This is a genomic window from Streptomyces sp. SID3343 (assembly GCF_009865215.1).
GTDB lineage: Bacteria > Actinomycetota > Actinomycetes > Streptomycetales > Streptomycetaceae > Embleya.
Map to the genome: position 1 here is coordinate 1 of NZ_WWJX01000862.1, position 18,428 is coordinate 18,428.

16 protein-coding genes, 2 tRNA genes and 2 pseudogenes are annotated in these 18,428 nt (G+C 68.7%); 5 read left to right on the forward strand and 15 right to left on the reverse strand.

Features of this window, described 5'->3' with window-relative positions:
- From GT354_RS54525 to GT354_RS26730, 5 genes and pseudogenes are all read right to left on the reverse strand, one after another.
- Positions 1–215, reverse strand: a pseudogene (locus GT354_RS54525) (hypothetical protein); the annotation flags it as partial.
- 32 nt (positions 216–247) lie between these two features.
- On the reverse strand, positions 248–886 hold the full coding sequence (locus GT354_RS26720) for an aminodeoxychorismate/anthranilate synthase component II (protein WP_161358926.1): 639 nt from the start codon (positions 884–886) through the stop codon (positions 248–250).
- Entirely contained in the window at positions 883–1,140 is a 258-nt protein-coding gene (locus GT354_RS52800; protein ID WP_202512334.1) for a hypothetical protein, read from the reverse strand. The genes GT354_RS26720 and GT354_RS52800 overlap by 4 nt, the downstream gene beginning before the upstream one ends.
- 46 nt (positions 1,141–1,186) lie before the next feature.
- The gene (locus GT354_RS26725) at positions 1,187–1,888 is read right to left on the reverse strand and encodes a class E sortase (protein WP_161358927.1); all 702 of its coding nucleotides are present in this window, start codon (positions 1,886–1,888) and stop codon (positions 1,187–1,189) included.
- Positions 1,889–1,937: 49 nt separating this feature from the next.
- Positions 1,938–2,672 carry a DUF881 domain-containing protein gene (locus GT354_RS26730; protein ID WP_202512330.1) on the reverse strand — a complete coding sequence of 245 codons (735 nt, stop codon included), beginning with the start codon at positions 2,670–2,672 and terminating at the stop codon, positions 1,938–1,940.
- A 145-nt stretch (positions 2,673–2,817) separates the two neighbouring features.
- Here GT354_RS26730 and crgA point away from each other — a divergent pair, with 145 nt between their 5' ends.
- Positions 2,818–3,069 carry a cell division protein CrgA gene (gene crgA, locus GT354_RS26735; RefSeq protein ID WP_161358928.1) on the forward strand — a complete coding sequence of 84 codons (252 nt, stop codon included), beginning with the start codon at positions 2,818–2,820 and terminating at the stop codon, positions 3,067–3,069.
- A gap of 227 nt (positions 3,070–3,296) precedes the next feature.
- On the opposite strand, the gene GT354_RS26740 is transcribed toward crgA, so the two are convergent.
- Positions 3,297–4,199, reverse strand: coding sequence for a rhomboid family intramembrane serine protease (locus tag GT354_RS26740; protein ID WP_161358929.1), 903 nt, complete (start codon positions 4,197–4,199; stop codon positions 3,297–3,299).
- A gap of 61 nt (positions 4,200–4,260) precedes the next feature.
- Complete coding sequence (locus tag GT354_RS26745) at positions 4,261–4,791, reverse strand: peptidylprolyl isomerase (protein ID WP_161358930.1); 531 nt, start codon at positions 4,789–4,791, stop codon at positions 4,261–4,263.
- Between the two features lie 201 nt (positions 4,792–4,992).
- Between GT354_RS26745 and GT354_RS26750 the strand changes: the two genes are divergently transcribed.
- Positions 4,993–5,601: a DUF5324 family protein gene (locus GT354_RS26750; protein WP_237535485.1), complete on the forward strand. Its 609-nt coding sequence runs from the start codon at positions 4,993–4,995 to the stop codon at positions 5,599–5,601.
- Between the two features lie 80 nt (positions 5,602–5,681).
- Here GT354_RS26750 and GT354_RS26755 read toward each other — a convergent pair.
- Both GT354_RS26755 and GT354_RS52805 read right to left on the reverse strand, forming a co-directional pair.
- Positions 5,682–5,754, reverse strand: a tRNA-Ala gene (locus GT354_RS26755).
- Positions 5,755–5,907: 153 nt separating this feature from the next.
- The gene (locus GT354_RS52805) at positions 5,908–6,045 is read right to left on the reverse strand and encodes a DLW-39 family protein (protein ID WP_020557117.1); all 138 of its coding nucleotides are present in this window, start codon (positions 6,043–6,045) and stop codon (positions 5,908–5,910) included.
- A 277-nt stretch (positions 6,046–6,322) separates the two neighbouring features.
- Here GT354_RS52805 and GT354_RS26760 point away from each other — a divergent pair, with 277 nt between their 5' ends.
- Positions 6,323–7,636, forward strand: a complete 1,314-nt coding sequence (locus GT354_RS26760; RefSeq protein WP_161358932.1) for a hypothetical protein — start codon at positions 6,323–6,325, stop codon at positions 7,634–7,636.
- Positions 7,637–7,745: 109 nt separating this feature from the next.
- On the opposite strand, the gene pknB is transcribed toward GT354_RS26760, so the two are convergent.
- The 6 genes and pseudogenes from pknB to GT354_RS26790 form a co-directional block, all read right to left on the reverse strand.
- Entirely contained in the window at positions 7,746–9,656 is a 1,911-nt protein-coding gene (pknB, locus tag GT354_RS26765; protein ID WP_161358933.1) for a Stk1 family PASTA domain-containing Ser/Thr kinase, read from the reverse strand.
- Between the two features lie 206 nt (positions 9,657–9,862).
- Entirely contained in the window at positions 9,863–11,407 is a 1,545-nt protein-coding gene (locus GT354_RS26770) for a penicillin-binding protein 2 (RefSeq protein WP_161358934.1), read from the reverse strand.
- A 361-nt stretch (positions 11,408–11,768) separates the two neighbouring features.
- Positions 11,769–13,124, reverse strand: a pseudogene (locus GT354_RS26775) (FtsW/RodA/SpoVE family cell cycle protein); the annotation flags it as partial.
- 10 nt (positions 13,125–13,134) lie between these two features.
- Complete coding sequence (locus GT354_RS26780; RefSeq protein WP_161358935.1) at positions 13,135–14,730, reverse strand: PP2C family serine/threonine-protein phosphatase; 1,596 nt, start codon at positions 14,728–14,730, stop codon at positions 13,135–13,137.
- Between the two features lie 5 nt (positions 14,731–14,735).
- The gene (locus GT354_RS26785; RefSeq protein ID WP_161358936.1) at positions 14,736–15,272 is read right to left on the reverse strand and encodes an FHA domain-containing protein; all 537 of its coding nucleotides are present in this window, start codon (positions 15,270–15,272) and stop codon (positions 14,736–14,738) included.
- A 10-nt stretch (positions 15,273–15,282) separates the two neighbouring features.
- Positions 15,283–16,179 carry a DUF3662 and FHA domain-containing protein gene (locus GT354_RS26790; RefSeq protein WP_161358937.1) on the reverse strand — a complete coding sequence of 299 codons (897 nt, stop codon included), beginning with the start codon at positions 16,177–16,179 and terminating at the stop codon, positions 15,283–15,285.
- A 387-nt stretch (positions 16,180–16,566) separates the two neighbouring features.
- Between GT354_RS26790 and GT354_RS26795 the strand changes: the two genes are divergently transcribed.
- A tRNA-Leu gene (locus GT354_RS26795) sits at positions 16,567–16,650 on the forward strand.
- 212 nt (positions 16,651–16,862) lie between these two features.
- Positions 16,863–18,245: a DUF2252 domain-containing protein gene (locus GT354_RS26800; protein WP_161358938.1), complete on the forward strand. Its 1,383-nt coding sequence runs from the start codon at positions 16,863–16,865 to the stop codon at positions 18,243–18,245.
- Positions 18,246–18,428 lie beyond the last annotated feature (183 nt).

Genomic DNA, 18,428 nt, shown 5'->3' on the forward strand with positions numbered 1-18,428 from the left:
ACCTCCGACCCCGTCGCCGGCGGCGCCGACAGGCCCTGTGCGGCCCGCCTGCGCGCCGCCCGACCGCCGGGCGCGGGTGTGGACGTGGAGGGCGAGCCGGGCGCCGGTGCGAGATCGTGGTCGCGCACGGCCGGCATGACCGCGGTGGAGGACGCCGTGAACCCGGGATCGACCAACTCCCCCGTGTATTCCTCGGCTCCGTAGGACTCGGGCACACCCGATCCGTACGCGTCGCGGGGTATCGGGTTCAGACCGGGGTCGACGTACGCCCCACCACCGGCGCCAAGCCCGCGGACCTCTCCATCGCCGTCGGGTCCCCGCACGCCGCCAGCCAGTTCGCCAGCATCCGATGGCCGTGCTCCGTCAGCACCGACTCGGGGTGGAACTGCACGCCTTCGACCGGTAGGTCGCGGTGCCGCATGCCCATGATCACGCCCGTCTCGGTCCATGCGGTCACCTCCAGTTCGGCCGGAATCGTGTCCGGATCCACCGCGAGTGAGTGATAGCGCGTCGCGGTGAACGGCGACGGCAGGCCGGCGAAGACACCGGCTCCCTCGTGCACCACGGGGCTGGTCTTGCCGTGCAGGAGCTCCGCTGCCCGGCCAACGGTAGCGCCGTATGCCGCCGCGATGGACTGCATCCCCAGGCACACGCCGAACACGGGCACCCGCCCACCCTCGGCTCGGACCATGTCCATGCACACGCCGGCGGCCTCCGGCGTGCCCGGCCCGGGGGACAGCAGCACCCCGTCGAACTCCTCGGCCTGCTCGACGGTCACGGCGTCGTTGCGCCGGACCTCGCAGGTCGCACCCAATTGGTACAGGTACTGCACGAGGTTGAAGACGAAGCTGTCGTAGTTGTCGACGACGAGAATGCGCGCGCTCATCCGGGCAACCCACCCGTGGGCACGTCGGTGGGCGAGACGCCACCGGCCCCGACCGGTTGCGGCGCGCCGCCCGTGCCGGGAGCCATGCCCGGGTCCTGCTGATCCACCGTCACGTCACTGAACGGCAGCAGGGGCTCCGCCCAGGGGAAGACCCATGTGAACAACGCGTACACGATCGCCAACACCAGGAGCAGGGAGATCAACAGCTTCACCCACGCGTTTCCCGGCAGAGTGCGCCAGATCCAGCCGTACATCAGGCCCAGGCCCTCTCTCGCTTGCCGCCCGCGCGGCTCGACTCGCTCATCCCTTCAGCGCCGCCGGCTCGCCCGCGGCCAACGGAGTACGCGACTCCAGGTGGCCCCAGACGATCAGCCGGTGTGTGCTGCCGAACTCAGGTTCGCAGGTGGTCAGGGTGATGTACTTCCCCGGCGTCTTGTACGCCTTGTCCGGCACCGAGTCCAGCACGTGCACGTCCTCGGGAACGGTCTTGTACACCGCCTTGCCGGAGCCTTGCAGGATCGACGGCTCGTCGACGGAGTACACGAACCACTCGGTCAGACCGCGCAGCACGATCTTGTCGCCGATCCGCAGCTTGGGGACGTTGAGGAAGGGGTCGCCGTAGGTCTTGCGGTGACCGGCGACCGCGAAGTTGCCGTCCTCGCCGGCCTGCGCGGCGCCCTTGTACCAACCGAGACCCTTTTGCAGGTCGCCCACCGCCACGCCGGGCCGGATCGTCCAGCTCCAACTGTCACCGAAACGAGGGATGAACAGTTCCCCGAATGGCTGCCCGTCCTCGTAGGGTGCCTGCTTGGTCACCGTCACCGGGGCGTCGACGACGTCCTTGGGGGCCACCGCGGTGATCCGCTTGCGCTGCTCGTCGAGCTTGTGCAGTTCGTCCGAACGCGCCTGGTCGGCGAGGACGCCCGTCCAGTACAGCTGGTAGACGACGAACAGCAGGATGACGACGCCCAGCGTGATGAAGACCTCACCGAGGCCCCTCATCGTGGTCCGCAACACTGTCGTCAGACTCCCCTCTGTTCAACGACGTCGATCACGTCCCGGAGACTTTCGCATACTCGAGGCCGAGGGGGCCCGTGTACCCCGGCGTATCGAGTCGCTTCCTGTCCTCGACCTTCCAGCCGAGACCGAACGCCTCGACGTACGTCGTGTAGTTGAACACGCTCTCGCTCTCGTCGAGGGCCCGCCGCAGCGCGCCCGTGTCGCCCACGGCCGAGACGACGTAGGGCGGCGAGTAGACCCGCCCGTGCAGGATCAGCGTGTTTCCCACACAACGCACGGCGGAGGTGGCCACGATGCGCTGGTCCATGATCTGGATCGCCCGAGCCCCACCGGACCACAGCGCGTTCACCACACCCTGGATGTCCTGCTGGTGCACGACGAGGTCGTCTGCGGTCGGCTGGCGCACGCCGGGCACGCGTGAGGTGGCGTCCGGCGGGGCGTCGGTCAGGGTGACGGTCAACCCCTCGCCGCTCACCGGTGTCACGCCGGCCGGATCGGCGACCGCGTCGATGCGGCTGCGCGCCTGCGGGTCGTTGGCCTGCTCCTGGACGAGACCGTCGACGTCGCGCTGCAGCTTGGACAGGTCGTGCTGCGCCGTCTCGTTGCGCCGTCCCTGGTCGCGAATGACGTCGGACAGCTTCAACATCTGGGCGTCGCTGCGCAGGTTGGTGCCGTGCGAGGTGTCCGCGCTGATCCAAAAGAGGAGCCCGGCGAGGCCGAACACCACAAGAGCGGACAAGCGGGGTACGATCGCACGCCAAGTCATACCGGGTGCTCGCATGGCGAAGATACGCACGTCGCCGTACCCTCCTTCCGGACCTGACAGCGACTACGCTAACCGACACGTCACCGGATCGTGTCGCGTGTGCTGAGCACCCACCCGTCCGGCTACATCGACAGGAGAGACTCTCGTGCCGAAGTCCCGGATCCGTAAGAAGGACGACTTCACGCCGCCGCCGGCCAAGAAGACGGTGATAAAGCTGGACACGCGCCGCTGGGTGGCGCCGTTCATGCTGGCCCTCTTCGCGATCGGCCTGTTGTGGATCGTGGTCTTCTACGTGACCAACACGCACTACCCGATCGAGTCCCTGAAGAACTGGAACATCGTGGTCGGCTTCGGCTTCATCGCCGCCGGCTTCGGGGTGTCCACTCAGTGGAAGTAGCTCGTTCGCGCAGGTAGGAGAGTTTTCCCGGGAAACTCCACAGAGTTATCCACAGTGGGGATAACTCGACCAAGGCTGTGGATAACCCTGAACCACTCAACGAGCGACCGGGATGCACGTAACGCTTCGCATCCCGGGTTCATCACTGTGGGTCATTCGAATGATTCACTGAGTGATCGAAAGTCTCGACGGGTGGTGGGTCGGTGGGGCGTCGCGGCTGCGGCCCGTCAGGTGAGTTGCGCCGTCCGGATCGCCACGATCGCCACGATCACCGCCAGCACGGCCAGCAGACTTCCCACCTGGATCAGGGTGCGATTGCGCCGGGGCGCGTAGACCAGCCCTATCGCGGCGAGCGTGCCGGCCGCGAGTCCGCCCAGGTGCGCGCGCCAGTCGATCGAGTCCGTGTTCAAGAACGTGATCATCAGGTTGAGCACGAGCAACACGATCAGCGGCCGCAGGTCGTACTTCAACCGGCGCCCCAGCACGATCATCGCGCCGAACAGGCCGAAGATGGCCCCGGACGCCCCGAGCGACGGCTGGTTCTGCGCGGCGATCAGATACGACAACGCGCTGCCGCCGAGCGCGGACACCAGATACAGCGCGATGAACCGGATCCGGCCGAGCGCGGCCTCGAGAGCCGGCCCGAGCATCCACAGGCCGACCATGTTGAGTCCGATGTGCCAGAACTGTTGGTGCAGGAACGCGGCGGTCACCAGGCGGTACCACTCGCCGTCGGCGATTCCGCCGACCTCGCCCAGGCTCGGCACGAAGGCCAGGCCGAGGAGTTCGAGGCGACCGACGACCTTGTTGCCCAACGGCCCGTCGCCCGTGGCCAGAACCAGGACGAACACCGCGATGTTGAGCCCGATCAGGACCTTGGTGACGAGGCCGCTCGACGGTTCGACCCGGCCACCGGCCACGGTGCGGGCCTCACGCACCTGACGGGTGCCCTGATGTACACAGTCCGGGCATTGGAAGCCCACGGACGCGCTCACCATGCAATCGCCGCACACGGGCCGCTCACAGCGCGTACAGCGGATGTGCGACACCCGGTCGGGATGCCGATAACACACCGGTGGACCGGCCGGGCCGGGCTGCGGGGTGCCCGGCTGCTGATCGTCGGGGCTCATGCTCACCTTTCGGCGCACGACGCGGGCCGGAGCCCGAAGGCTCCGGCCCGCGTGCTCGGGGTCAGGACTTGACGGTCTCGACCTCGACGGTGTTGATCATGACGTCGGAGGCCGGACGGGCTTGCCCGTCCGTCGGGGTGGTGGCGATCGTGTCGACGACCTTGCGGCTCTCGACGTCGGCGACCTCACCGAAGATGGTGTGCTTGTAGTTCAGGTGCGTCGCAGGGCCCACCGTGACGAAGAACTGCGACCCGTTGGTCGCCCGACCGGCGTTGGCCATCGCCAGCAGGTAGGGCTTCGAGAAGCCGAGGTCCGGGTGGAACTCGTCGGCGAAGTGATAACCCGGGCCACCGGTACCGGTGCCCAACGGGTCGCCGCCCTGGATCATGAAACCCTTGATGACCCGGTGGAACACGGTGCCGTCGTACAGCCGCGCGGTGGTCTTCTCCCCGGTACCCGGGTGGGCCCACTCACGCCGACCCTGCGACAGCTCGACGAAGTTGGCGACCGTCTTGGGCGCGTGGTTCGGGAACAACCGGATGCGGATGTCTCCGTGGTTGGTCTTGATGGTGGCGAAAAGTTCCTCGGCCACGGATGCGCCTTCCCTACGGTTGCACGGTCGGTGTTCGTGAATCCTCGAAATCCTCGCATGCCCCGGACGGCCTTGGTCACGAGACCGCCCGCGCCGCAACTCCACCGTACGGATCCCGGGCGAATACCCGGCGCATGATCCCGGCTTCCTCGGGAACAGATAGCGGATGAACCCGGCGAGTAGGAGGATGTCGTGACCCGCATGGATCCGGTGCGTGAGGCGACCGGCAAGACGAGGGAGCGGCTCGCCCCACATGCCGCCCAAGCCAAGGACGCGGCCTACCACTACGCGGGCGCGGCCCGTGATCGGGCGGTCGAGACGACCCGCGACCGCGTGGTGCCGGCCCTGGTCCAAGCCAAGGACAGCGCCACCCCGCGTGTCGAGCACGCCGTTGAGGTGGCCCGTCAGCGGGTCCGCCACGACGTCGTCCCGCGCGTACAGTACGCGGTCGACCAGGCCCGCGAGGCGGCCGAACCGGTGCGCGACGAGGCCCGTTCCCGGGCCGGCGCGGCACTGTCGGCGATCCGCGGCGAGCTGTCCGCCGCGGATGTCGCCAAGATCACCCGCAGGAAGCAGCGCAAGGCCCGCCGCCGCAAGGTGCTCGTGATCGCCGTGGTGGCCGGCGCCGGCTACGCGGCGTGGGCGTGGTGGCAACAGCGCGAGGCCCAGCCCGAATGGCTGACCGACGAGCCCGACACCACGCCGCAGGACAAGGCCGGGAGTTCACCGGCCGGCCTGGAGCGCGAGATCAAGCCCGCCGAGGACGAGTTCCGCTCGACCGCGCCGGGCCGATCACCCAACAACGACTGATCCCCAACGGGACGAGGGGCCCGCGACACCGTTTCGGTGTCGCGGGCCCCTCGTCGTGTCCACTGCGTGCTGCCTGATTGTGGAGCCTAGGGGAGTCGAACCCCTGACATCTGCCTTGCAAAGGCAGCGCTCTACCAGCTGAGCTAAGGCCCCTCGATGTGCCGGATCAAGATTACCGCCAACCGAGAACGCACGGCACCTGGCCTGGGGATGGGGAGGTTTCACGTGAAACGACCCCGTCCCCGGCCGGGTTCGAGTTCTGTGGACGACTCTTCTGCAAGATCTGTCGGCCGGGTAGGTCGAGTGTCAGCGGGTGGCGGTGCCCGCCGGAACCGCGTCCGTCGCCTCGGTCCACAGATCCTGCTCGGCCCGATCCGCCTGGATCTGCCGGTAGACCAACAGGCCGCCTACAGCAGCCAGAGCCACCAGGATCAGCTTCTTCATCAGCGTGGCCTCTCCGTCCTGCGAGTGACGTTCGTGCACCTCGCCGCACGCCAAGGGCGTCGCAGTCAGGTTGCGCTCGACAATAACAGGTCGGCGGATACACCGACCAATACCGAAAGCCCCGCCCCACAACCGAAACACGGCTTTCGGCGAGCGCACGGCCGGCCGTGCCGAGCACCGTCTGGCGACTTGGGGCTTAGTCGATCGCCGCTGTTCAACGGCCGCCGGCACGCGGTAACTTCGCCCTCGTCTTGATCATCGGCGACGGAGAGTGATGATGACGCCTGCGACGCGGGGCCACCTCTTGTTGATCGAGAATGCCCGGCAGCGTGCGTCGCGTCGGCACCTGCGCGGCAACGGTGCCAACCTGGGCGCGATGACGGAAATACCCTCGGCATGCTTCGCGTCGCGGGCCGCGGGGATCGACGTGGTCCAGATAGACGACGCGGTCAACCCGCACGCGGTGCTGAGCCGGATCAAAGCGGCGGGACGCAACCCGGGGCCCGTGGTCGTCTACGTCTCGGGGCTGTTGATGTACGACCGCACCGGCGCCCTCCACCTGGGCCTGCGCGACTCCACGTCACGCAGTGTCCGCTACGACGGATTGCCGTGGGAGTGGCTGGTCAACGCACTCCGCTCGCGGCCCCGTCGGGAAACCCTGGTCATCGCGGACTTCGCGACCGACACCCACAGTTGGGCGCGCCTTCGCACCGACGTGTCGGTGCTGACGAACAGCCTCCCGGTGTGGGGCGTGGTCAACCCGCCGATCAAGGCGGCGGACGGCACCAGCCCCTTCACCCGCGCCCTGTCGGTCGTCCTGCCGCGGGGCATCCCCCGGGTGCCCGCCGAGGTGCATCCCGGCGACATCCATCGAGCCGTCGTCGAGCGGGCGGGCCTCGCGGTGGGCACCATCGAACTCGTCCCCGATTCACCGGGATTGCTGCTGCGCAACGTCCATCCCGGGGCCCCGCCCGCCGACGTGGACCGGGCGCCCGTCACGGTCGCCGAAGCGCCGGTGGAACTGCTCCTGGCGACGTCGGATCCGACGGCGTACCAAGGGGAACTCGCCCGCATCCGGTCGGCCGGCGAACACGGTGACCACACCGCCGCCGTCCTCTTGGCACAGGAACTGGACACCCGCCTGCTGACCGCGTTGGGCGTCGACCACCCGGACTCGTGGGCGGCCCGAGAGGTGTACGCGTGGGCGTCGGTGGCGGCCGGCCGCTACCTGCAGGCCTGTGAGCTGTATCGCGACGTCGCGCGCCGACGCATGCGCGCGTTCGCGCACACGCACGCGAGCGTGGTCGAGCCGGTCGACTGCGCCCACGCCGCCTGGCTGCGCATTCCCTCCGGAGACGACGCCCGCCGGGTGGGCCCTTCGATCATCGCTCTTCGCGAACTGGTGCCCGGCCGCGCCCACAGCGCCCTCAAGGCCGCCCGTCGGCACCTGGACCACCTTCAGGAGGACGACCCGGAGGTCCAGATGCGCCGGGGCCCCGAAGCCTGGTCCGCCTACCTCGGCCGCCAGAGCCGCCAGTCGGGGCAGCGCCCCACCACGTCTTTGGTCAAGGCGTCCGACCCGGCAGCCTGAACCCCGAAGCGCCCCCGGCCCGGCCGGCCCCGGCCCCGGTCCGGAAAGGGTCGAGGCCCCGGGAGGGGTCTCCCGGGGCCTCGACCCTTGGCCGGATGGTGCGCTCGGCTCAGTCGTGGTCGTCGTTGAAGCCGTGGTTGCCGCGGATGCTGCCCATGATGGTCCCGTTCGATGCCGGGGGGTTGGGCGGCGACGTCGTCTGGGGCGGGCCGCCGGTGTTGCCGTTGGCAGAGCCGGGGGGAGTGGTGGAGACCGGCGGCGCGGTCGTGGCGGGCGCCGGGCCCTTGGAGACGGTGAGGTTGACCTGGTTGCCCTCGGTCATCTTCTTGCCCTTGGTCGCGCTTTGCCTGGTCACCTGGCCGATCGGCTTGTCGCTGTACTCCGACTCCGTCGTCTTGGTGACCTTGAGCCCGATGTTGGTCAGTTGCGCCAACGCGTCCTCGTAGCTGGAGCCCACCACGTCGGGCATGTCGTGCTGCGGCTTGCCGGTCGCGATCTTGAGGACGACCTTGTCGCCCACCTTGGCGTCGGCGCCGGACTGGGGGTCGGTCGAGCACACGGTTTCGCGCTCACACGTCAGTGTCGCGCTGGACTGCGGATCGGCGCCCAGCCCGGCTTCCTTGAGCTTGGCGGTGGCTTCGGCCTCCTTCAGGCCGGTGAGACCCGTCGGGACCTTGACCGTCTTGGGGCCGCCGAACAGCCAGACCTGGATGGTCCCGCCCTTGGTGGACTCCGCGGCGGGCTCGGGGGTCTGCTTGCAGACCGTGCCCTGCACCGCGCCCGGGGTGTCCGCACAGACGGAGCTGTCCGGGTTGACGTTGATCTTGAAGTCCAGGTTGGCGGCGTTCTTGCCGGCCACTTCGGAGGTCAATCCGAGCAGTCGGGGCGTCGCCGTGGTCTTCTCCTCGTCGCCGCCCATCAGGGCCTTGCCGACGAAGAACGCCGCGACCAGGACCGCGACGCACGCGATCGCGAGCAGGATCCAGGCACCGCCTCTGGAGCGGCGGCGCGGTTCGTCCGGATAGCGATCGTCGTCGTCGAGTTCGTACTGCCCCGTCCCGGGTGCCCGGCCGTGCGCCGGGATGACCTGGGTCGCGCCGCCCGCCGCAGTCGGCGGCAGGTACTGCGTCGCCGGGTCGCCGTTCATCGGGGCGGCCATCACGCTCGGCGCGCCGACCGGCAGGCCGTGCAGGGCCCGCTCCAGGTCCGCGCGCATCTCGTCGGCGCTCTGGTAGCGGTTGTCCGGGTTCTTCGCGAGCGACTTGAGCACGATCGCGTCGATCGTGGGCGAGACCTCGGGGTCGAACGTGCTCGGCGGCAGCGGGTCCTCGCGGACGTGCTGGTAGGCCACGGCGACCGGCGAGTCGCCGACGAACGGCGGGCGCTCGGTCAGCAGTTCGTACAGCAGGCAGCCGGTCGAGTAGAGGTCGGTCCGGGCGTCGACGGTCTCGCCGCGGGCCTGTTCGGGCGACAGGTACTGTGCGGTGCCGATCACGGCGGCGGTCTGCGTCATCGTCATGCCGTTGTCGGCCATGGAACGCGCGATGCCGAAGTCCATCACCTTGACCGTGCCCTGCCGCGTCAGCATGACGTTGGCGGGCTTGATGTCGCGGTGGATGATGCCGTTGCGGTGGCTGTATTCCAGGGCCTGGAGCACGCCTGCGGTCATTTCGAGCGCCCGCTCGGGCAGCAGTCGACGGCCCGAGTGCAGCAACTCGCGCAACGTCGAGCCGTCCACGTACTCCATCACGATGTACGGGATCGACAGGCCGTCGATGTAGTCCTCGCCGGTGTCGTAGACCGCGACGATCGCCGGGTGGTTCAGCGAGGCCGCGGATTGCGCCTCACGTCGGAACCGGGCCTGGAACGTAGGGTCACGGGCGAGATCGGCGCGCAGTGTCTTGACGGCGACACTGCGTCCCAGACGGATGTCACGGCCCATGTAGACCTCGGCCATGCCACCGCGGCCGAGGACCGCGCCGATCTCGTACCGGTCGCCGAGGCGACGCGGCTCTTCCATAACTTCCAGCCCTTCCCTTACCGGTCCACGGCCTTCGGTCTTCGGCCGGCCGGAACCGAGGCGATTGCCCGACCGGTCCGGCACGTTCTCGGACACGGTACCGGGGTGGCGACCCGAGCAGCCGGTACACCCCGGCCGGCGGAGCACGTCGGTATCTGATTGCAGTAGTGGTCGGAGGATCTATCCGTGCGATCGCGGGCCATGGCTCACTTCTTCACCACGGCTTCCATGATCGCTTTGGCGATGGGGCCCGCGAGCTTGCCGCCGCCGATGTCGTCGCGTTCGATGTCGCCGGTGCTGTCGGGCTCGATGACCACGGCGACGGCCACCTTCTTGCCGTCCACCTCGGCGAACGAGACGAACCACGCGAAGGGGGACTTGTCGTTGTTGACGCCCTGCTGCGCGGTGCCGGTCTTGCCGCCGACCATCACACCCGGGATCGCGGCGGGCTTGCCGGTGCCGTTGTTGACGACGCCGATCATCATGTCCTTGAGCTGCTGCGCGACCGGGGCGGACACCGCCTCACTGGCCAGTTCGGGCTGGGTCTTCTCGATCACCGAAAGGTTCTGCGAGCGCAGTTCGTCGACCACGTAGGGCTTCATGACCTTGCCCTGGTTGACGATGCCGGCGACGACCATGGCCATCTCCATCGGCGTCGCCCGGACGCTGTCCTGGCCGATCGCCGAACGCATCGTCTGGCCGCCGGTGTCGAGGCCGGTCGGGAAGACGCTGTCCACCACGCGGGTGGGGATGTACACCGCGTTCTTTTGCTCCTTGCCCTTGCCGAAGTTGTTGAAGCCGAACTTGTCGGCCTGCTCCTTCAGCTTGTCCGGACCGAGCTGCGTGCCCACGGCGGCGAACACCGTGTTGCAGGACACCTCGAGGGCCTTGGCCATCGTCGCGCCGATGCACTGCTCCGGGTGGCTGTCCGGCAGTTCGATGGTCGACGAGGGGTAGTAGAGCTTGTTGTCCTTCGGATTGCGCGGGACTTCCGGCGCCTTTTCGGGCGAGTACTGCCCCGTCGACAACGCCGCCGCTGCGGTGACCAGCTTGAAGGTCGACCCCGGCGGATACGTGTATCGGATCGGCCGGTTCTCCATCGGCAGCCGCGGGTCGAAGTTGGTGTCCGGGACCTTCAGCTTCGGGTTCGTGTCGTGCGTCAGCGCGTCGTACGCCTTGGCGGCCGCGTTGCGGTCGTTTTGCGCGAGCTGGTTCGGGTCGTAGGACGGCGAGCTGGCCATCGCCAGGATCTTGCCGGTGGACGGGTCGAGCGCGACGGCGGCGCCGGTCTTGCCCTTGAGGCCGTTGAACGCGGCCTCCTGCGCCTTGGCGTTGATGGTCAGCGCGACGTTGCCGCCTCGCGTGCCCTTGTTCGTCACGGTGTCGAGCACCTTGCGCACGAACAGCCGGCTGTCCTTGCCGCTGAGGATGTCGTCCTCGACGGACTCCAGGTAGTTGCTGCCCATGGACGGCGACTTGAAGCCGATGATCGGCGCGTACATCTCGCCGTACAAGTACTCGCGCTGGTACTCGTACTTCTTGTTGTCGGTCTTCTTGGACGCCGTGATCGGCTTGCCCTCGACCAGGAAGTCGCCGCGCGGATACGAGTACTGCTGGTAGATCGCGCGCTTGTTGTTCTTGTTTTCCGCGTAGTCGTCCGCCTTGACGACCTGGACCCAGTTGGACCGCAGCATCAGTGCGGCGACCAGGAGCAGGCAGAAGACGGAGACCCGCCTCAAAGGTTTGTTCACGGTATTTCCCTCCCCCGCTGGGGCGTTGCGGCCGTCACGAGTGCGCTCCGCCGGAGCCTTGCCCCGGAGGACCGTACGGCGCTCCGCCGCCCGGGTGCGGCGGGGGAACGAATGGTCTGAGTGGTGTTCCCGAGGATCCCTGCGGCGGTGGCCCGCCCGGGCCGCTCGGCGGACCGGATACGCCGGGTACCCCACCGGCGACGGTCAGCGCCTCCGGGGGAGTCGAACCGGCGGCCGGGGTCGCGCTCGGCGACCCCGAGGTGTCCGCGCCGCGGGCCGGGGTTTGATCGCGCCCCGACGCGTGCGAACCGCGCCGGGTGGCCGGTGCGACACCCTCGCTCGGATCGAAGGCCGAGACCGGCGGAGCCGGTCTGCGGGCCGTATCGCTGATTCTGATCAAGATCGCGACCAGGGCCCAGTTGGTGATGACGGACGAACCGCCCTGGGCCAGGAACGGCAGCGTCATGCCGGTGAGCGGGATCAGCCCGGTCACGCCGCCCGCGACGACGAAGACCTGCACCGCGAGCACGACGGCGAGGCCGGCGGCGAGCAGCTTGCCGAACGGGTCGCGCGCGGCGAGCGCCGTGCGCAGGCCGCGCTCGATCAGCAGTGCGTAGACCATGAAGATCGCCATCATCCCGGCCAGGCCCAGCTCTTCGCCGACCGTGGTGAGGATGAAGTCGCTTCGAGCCGCGAACCCGATCTCGGTCGGGTGACCCTGGTTGAGGCCGGTGCCCAGCAGACCGCCGGTGCCGTAGCCGAACAGGGCTTGGGCGAGCTGCTCGGAGTTGACCGACCCGCCGCCGTTGTACACCGCGAGCGGATCCATCCACGCCGCGACGCGGTCGTGCACGTGGGGTTCCAGCGTGCCGACGACGGCAGCGCCGCCGACGGCCATGAACACCCCGAACAGCAGCCAACTCGTGCGCTCGGTCGCGACGTAGAGCATCACCACGAAGACGCCGAAGAACAGCAGCGATGTGCCCAGGTCACGCTCGACCACGAGGATGAGGATGCTCAGCAGCCAGACCACCAGGATCGGGCCCATGTCGCGACCACGCGGGAAGTAGACGCCCATCACCTTGCGGCTCGCGAGCGCGAGCGCGTCGCGCTTGGCCATCAGATAGCCCGCGAAGAAGATGGTCAGCACGATCTTGGTGAACTCGCCGGGCTGGATCGAGAACGGCCCGAGCCGGATCCAGATCTTCGCGCCGTAGGTGTCGCCGGGGAACGGGATCGGCGACACCAGCAGTACGAGCGCGAGCGCCATGAACGTGTAGGTGTAGCGCTGGAGCAGGCGGTGGTCCTTGAGCGCGACCACCACGGCCGCGAACAGTCCGATGCCGATCGCGGAGTACATCAACTGGGACGGCGCGGCGGCCGTGCCCTTGAGTGCCGACGGCACCTGTCCGGAGACGACGTCGATGTCGAGACGGTTGATGAGCATCAGGCCCATGCCGTTGAGGAACGTCGCCAACGGCAGCAGCAGCGGGTCGGCGTACGGCGCGAACTTGCGCACGAGCAGGTGCGCGGCACCCGCGAAGACGCCGAGCCCGAGCCCGTACTTGACCATGTTGCCCAGCGGCAGTTCGCCGTCCCCCGCCAGACCCACGTTGGCATAAGCCAGCACCGGAACCAGGACCGCGAAGCCGAGCATGATCAGCTCGGTGTTGCGTCGGTTCGGTGCGGCTTGGGGGGTGATCGTCGTGTTGCTCACGGCGCTCCCCTCAGTTCGTTCCGGTGGTTCCGGCCGGTCGCGGATAGCACATCTTGGCGAGCTCGGCCTCTTCGCCCTGAGGCGCGGATCCCGGCGGTTCCGCACTCGCCGGTGGGTTCGCCGGCGGTGCGGTGGTGGCGGGCACGCTCGGCGTCGTGGTCGCCTGCGCCTGGCCCCGGTTCTTGCCACCGGGGTCGGCGGTGGTCGTCGGCCCCGGAGTGGTCCGGTTGGCGCGCGAGGCGGTGGTCGGGGTGTGCTTGCCGGTCGGTGTCGGCGGCGTGGCGCCCAGCTGCGGGGCCCGTCCGTTCTCCTGCGCGAGGCTGTCGACGCTGCCCGCCGGAGTCGCCGGCGGGTTGGCGTCCGTCACCTTCTTGGCGTCCTCCGCCGCGTACGACCTGCGGCACACGTCGGCCTGGTGCTTGAGCTTGTCGATCGTGCGGCGAGCGTCGTTCAGGCTCTCGGAGTCGATCGTGTCCTTGACCGACTTCGTGTAGTTCTCGCCGATCACGGCGAGCTTCACGTCGTCGTAGCTCTGGTACGTGCTCGCGAGGTTGATGCCGAGGATCTTCGAGTCGATGCCCCGGTAGATCGCGACGTGATCTCCTTTGTCGGCGACGAAGTACTGGGTCTGGGTCCAGTAGTACGCGCCGCCCAGGGCCGCGGCGATCACCACCACACCGCCCCAGATCGGGAGGGTGCGCCGCCACGTGGGCTTCGGCTTGGGCTTGCGCCGACTGCCGGGCTCGGCGACCAGGGCCTCGGTCTCGTACTCCCCGGCGGTGAGTTCGCGGGCCCGGGAGGCGGGGGTGGTCGGCAGCGTCGACGTTTCGTCGACGACGGTGGCCACCGCCCCGACCACGATCGGGCTGTCGGACGGATGCTCGCCCGGATCCACGACGTCGGCGACGATGCAGGTGATGTTGTCGGGGCCACCGCCGCGCAGCGCGAGCTGGATCAGCTCCTGGACGGCGTCGCCGGGGTTGCCGTAGGTGAGGAGGGTGTCCTCCATCGTCTCCCGGCTGACCACCCCCGACAGCCCGTCGCTGCAGATGAGGTAGCGATCCCCGGGGCGGGCCTCGCGCACCGACAGGTCGGGTTCGACGTGACCCCGGCCGTCGAGCGCGCGCATCAGCAGCGAGCGCTGCGGATGGTGGTCGGCCTCCTCCTCGGTGATGCGGCCCTCGTCGACGAGGCGTTGGACCCACGTGTGGTCCTGGGTGATCTGGGCCAGGGAACCGTCGCGCAGGAGGTAGGCACGAGAGTCGCCGATGTGTGCGAGACCCAGACGCGATCCCGTCCACAACAGCGCGGTCAACGTCGTTCCCATGCCCTCGAGCTGGGGATCGTCGTCGACCATCACGCGCAGGCGGTCGTTGGCCCGGTCGACCGCCGAACGCAGGGCGTCCAGCAGGTCGGCACCGGGCACGTCGTCGTCGAGCTCGACGATGGTGGACAGGACTTCGGAGCTGGCGACTTCGCCCGCTGCCTGCCCGCCCATGCCGTCGGCGACCGCGAGCAGGCGAGGCCCGGCATAGCCGGAGTCCTCGTTGCCTTCTCGGATCATGCCCTTGTGGGATCCGGCGGCGAAGCGGAGAGAGAGGCTCATTCAGGCTACCTGCGCAGCTCGATAACGGTCTTGCCGATTCGGATCGGCGCTCCGAGCGGCACGGGGGTCGGACCGGTCAGGCGCGTACGGTCCAGATAGGTACCGTTCGTCGACCCGAGGTCTTCGACCACCCAGCTGCCGTCGGGCGCAGGGTAGATGCGGGCGTGCCGACTCGACGCGTAGTCGTCGTCGAGCACGATGGTCGAGTCGTGGGCACGACCCATGGTGATCTGCTGATCCGTCAGATTGATGGTCGTACCCGTCAGCGAGCCTTCGGTGATCACCAATTTGCTGGGACTGTTTCGTTGACCGCGGCGAGGCCGCGCCTGTTGCCGCGACGAGGGCGGGGCCGGCTGCGCCTGAGCAGGCGGAGCGGCACCTCCCGCGCCGGTGGCGGGCGCGGCGGTTCGGCGCCGGGCCGGTCGTTGGGTCACGCGAGTACCGAAGAGGTCGCTACGAATCACCTGTACGGCGACGATCACGAACAACCACAGCACAGCGAGGAAACCCAACCGCATAACGGTGAGGGTCAGCTCAGACATGCGCCCGTTGTCACCCCTCGGCTTGGCGGAACACGACAGTGGTGCTGCCGAGCACGATGCGCGATCCGTCGCGCAGGCCGGCTCGCTGGCAATGCTGGCCGTCGACGACGATCCCGTTCGTCGAACCGAGGTCCGTGATCGACGCCGGAGCGCCGATGCGGATCTCGGCGTGGTGCCGCGAGACGCTCGGATCGTCCACACGGACTTCCACATCCGTGCTGCGGCCCAACTTCACGACCGGGGCAGTGAGCTCGTGACGCACCCCGTTGACTTCGAGCCAGGTACGCAGCCGTGGTGTCGACTGCGGGTCCCGACCGTATGGAGCCTGCTCCGCCTGCTGCTGCGGAGGAGGCGTCGGCATGCCCGGGGATCCGGGCGGGCCGAAGGGCGGTGGAGCGGGTGTTCCGGGCGGGGGTTGCCCGCCGGGTCGACCGTATCCGTAACCCTGGGGTGGCTGCTCCTGGTGCTGCCCGCCGCCTTGGCCCTGGAAGGGCTGCTGCGGGGGTGGCGGTGGTACTTCGGTGTGCGACTGACTGCCCGCGAGTGCCTGACTGCGCACACGGTACAGACCGGTGTCCAGATCGTCGGCATGCTCGAAGTGCACCTCGACCGGGCCGATGAAGGAGTAGCGCTGTTGTTGCGCGTAGTCCCGCACCACGGTCGCCAGTTCACCACCGAGCTGCTGTACGTACGGGCTGAGGCGCTCGTAGTCGTGTTGGCCGAGCTCGACGACGAAGTCGTTCGGAACCATCGTCCGGTCACGATTCCAGATCGTCGCGTTGTTGTCGCACTCGCGCTTGAGCGCGCTCGCGATCTCGACGGGCTGCACATCCGACTTGAACGCCTTGGCGAAGGCGCCGTTGACCAGGCCCTCGAGCCGTTGCTCGAACTTTTTCAGTGGACCCATGGGCACCTCCTTCCGTACGCGATCGATCGGTCCGGTCCTACAGTCTGCTCACTGATCGTATCCACGCGTGGGAAACGGGCGCGGTTCCCTACCGTGGCCACTGTAAGGAGTGTTGGCTTTCACAGGGATTCCTACACCCTGTCGGCCCCTCGGTGGCTCGCTTGCAGTAGTTGTGCCGCGACCGTGTGCGTGGATGGTGTCGAAGCCCGTTCACCGTACGGTGCAGGGCAAGCATGCCGGAGAGGCGGGGGTCGTGGGGATGCCGGTCCACAAAGATGAACCGTTGGTTGCTCTCGGTGCTCGCGTGGATGCTCATGGTGTGAGCGGTGGGGCCTGCGGGTATTGATTCGTATCGGACCTTGGGCCCGTGCTAATCTTTGATTGCTCGCGCGGGTGGCGGAATAGGCAGACGCGCTGGATTCAGGTTCCAGTGCCCGAAAGGGCGTGGGGGTTCAACTCCCCCCTCGCGCACCGAGCAAAGGCCCCAGGTCATCGACCTGGGGCCTTTCTTTATGCTCGTGTCGAGGAAATTGCTCATGTTCGCGGGGATTTGACGGCTGTGTCCTGATTCTTGTACGGGACGAACAGGCTCGGTCGCGCCGCGACGGTTGTTACGGAATCGGGCCTTCCCAGCGGTCGGATGATCTGTACGGGACCCGTCGAGTCCGGGCAGGATCGTCCCCATGTCTGGGACTGCGGTGGGGCGGGACTTCTTGGTTCCGGGATTCAGGGGCAGGTCGGACGGCGCGTCGCGCGAGTTCGGCAAGGGATTGCGCGAGCACGTTTCGCGGACCGAGCACGCGTGGTTCGAACCGCCGGTCCGGCGGCCGGACGTGGTGCGCTCCGTCGAGCAGGCCAACGTCGGTCGGCTCGAACATCTGGTGCCGTTGCGGATCGGACGGATGGCCGCGTCGCCGTTCGCGTTCCTGCGCGGCTCGGCCGGCCTGATGGCGGCCGATCTGGTCGCGACCCCGGTCACCGGGCTCACCGCGCAGATCTGTGGCGACGCGCACGCCGGCAACTTCGGGGTCTTCGGTACCGCCGAGGGCCGCCTGGTGATGGACGTCAACGACTTCGACGAGACCCTCCAGGGCCCTTGGGAGTGGGACCTCAAGCGGCTCGTGGCCTCGCTCGTGGTGGCGGGGCGAGTCGGCGGCCTGGACGCGGACGCGTGCCGCGCGGCGGCTTACGACGCGGCCGGGGCGTATCGCCGGACCATGGCCATGATGGCCAAGCTCCCGGTGCTGGAGGCCTGGCACGCGCTGGGCGACGAGACGTTGGTCGCGCACGCGGACGCGGGCGAGTTGTCGGGCCTGCTGGGGAAGGTCGCGGCGAAGGCCCGGCGCAACACCAGCGCGAGGTTCGCGGCCAAGTCGACCCGACGCCGCGCCGACGGCACGTGGCACTTCGTGCCGGAGCCGCCCGTGCTGACCGCGGTCGACGACGACGTCGCGCGGGCCGTGGCGGGTGGTCTGGAGGCGTACGCGCACACGCTGTCGCCGGAACGGCGGCCGCTGCTGGCGCGGTTCGCGATCGAGGACGTGGCGTTTCGGGTCGTCGGCACGGGCAGCGTGGGCACCCGGGCGTACGTGGTCCTGTTGCTCGGCAACGGCGACGAGCCGCTCGTGCTGCAGGTCAAGGAGGCGCGGCCGTCGGCGCTCGCGCCGTACCTGCCGGACGCCGCGGCCGAACACGAGGGCCGGCGGGTCGTGCTCGGACAAAAGTGGATGCAGGCCGGCACCGACGCGCTGCTCGGGTGGACCACCATCGACGGTCGTCCGTACATGGTGCGGCGCTTTCGCAACATGAAGGGCAGCATCGACCCGAGCGTGTTGGCCGCGCACGAGATAGACGACTACGCGCGGATGACCGGCGCGCTGTTGGCCCGGGCGCACAGCCACTCGGTGGACCCCAAGGTGCTCGCGGGGTATTGCGGCAGGAACGACCGGCTGGACTACGCGATGGCGACCTTCGCGATCCGCTACGCGGATCAGACCGAGGCCGACCACGGTCGACTCGTGGCCGCGGTGAAGTCGGGGCGGTTGCCCGCGGAGACCGGGGTCTGACCGCCCGGTAGCACCGGGGAGATCCGGTAGCGCCGCGCCTGGATCCTTTGGCCGTATAGAGGAAGGGACCCGCGCCGGGCGGGACACCACGCACGGCCTCGTGCGCGTCGCCGCGCACGAGGCCTCTTGTTCCACACGCGCGACGGGCACACCGAGTGCGATCGCGGCCGGGCGACGGGCACG

What these genes read in the sequence shown, in the direction of transcription:
- GT354_RS26720 (WP_161358926.1), bottom strand. Translation starts at nt 886, where the DNA reads ATGAGCGCGCGCATTCTCGTCGTCGACAACTACGACAGCTTCGTCTTC.
- GT354_RS52800 (WP_202512334.1), bottom strand. Translation starts at nt 1,140, where the DNA reads ATGTACGGCTGGATCTGGCGCACTCTGCCGGGAAACGCGTGGGTGAAG.
- GT354_RS26725 (WP_161358927.1), bottom strand. Translation starts at nt 1,888, where the DNA reads ATGAGGGGCCTCGGTGAGGTCTTCATCACGCTGGGCGTCGTCATCCTG.
- GT354_RS26730 (WP_202512330.1), bottom strand. Translation starts at nt 2,672, where the DNA reads ATGACTTGGCGTGCGATCGTACCCCGCTTGTCCGCTCTTGTGGTGTTC.
- GT354_RS26740 (WP_161358929.1), bottom strand. Translation starts at nt 4,199, where the DNA reads ATGAGCCCCGACGATCAGCAGCCGGGCACCCCGCAGCCCGGCCCGGCC.
- GT354_RS26750 (WP_237535485.1), top strand. Translation starts at nt 4,993, where the DNA reads ATGGATCCGGTGCGTGAGGCGACCGGCAAGACGAGGGAGCGGCTCGCC.
- GT354_RS52805 (WP_020557117.1), bottom strand. Translation starts at nt 6,045, where the DNA reads ATGAAGAAGCTGATCCTGGTGGCTCTGGCTGCTGTAGGCGGCCTGTTG.
- GT354_RS26760 (WP_161358932.1), top strand. Translation starts at nt 6,323, where the DNA reads ATGACGCCTGCGACGCGGGGCCACCTCTTGTTGATCGAGAATGCCCGG.
- pknB (WP_161358933.1), bottom strand. Translation starts at nt 9,656, where the DNA reads ATGGAAGAGCCGCGTCGCCTCGGCGACCGGTACGAGATCGGCGCGGTC.
- GT354_RS26780 (WP_161358935.1), bottom strand. Translation starts at nt 14,730, where the DNA reads ATGAGCCTCTCTCTCCGCTTCGCCGCCGGATCCCACAAGGGCATGATC.
- GT354_RS26785 (WP_161358936.1), bottom strand. Translation starts at nt 15,272, where the DNA reads ATGTCTGAGCTGACCCTCACCGTTATGCGGTTGGGTTTCCTCGCTGTG.
- GT354_RS26790 (WP_161358937.1), bottom strand. Translation starts at nt 16,179, where the DNA reads ATGGGTCCACTGAAAAAGTTCGAGCAACGGCTCGAGGGCCTGGTCAAC.
- GT354_RS26800 (WP_161358938.1), top strand. Translation starts at nt 16,863, where the DNA reads ATGTCTGGGACTGCGGTGGGGCGGGACTTCTTGGTTCCGGGATTCAGG.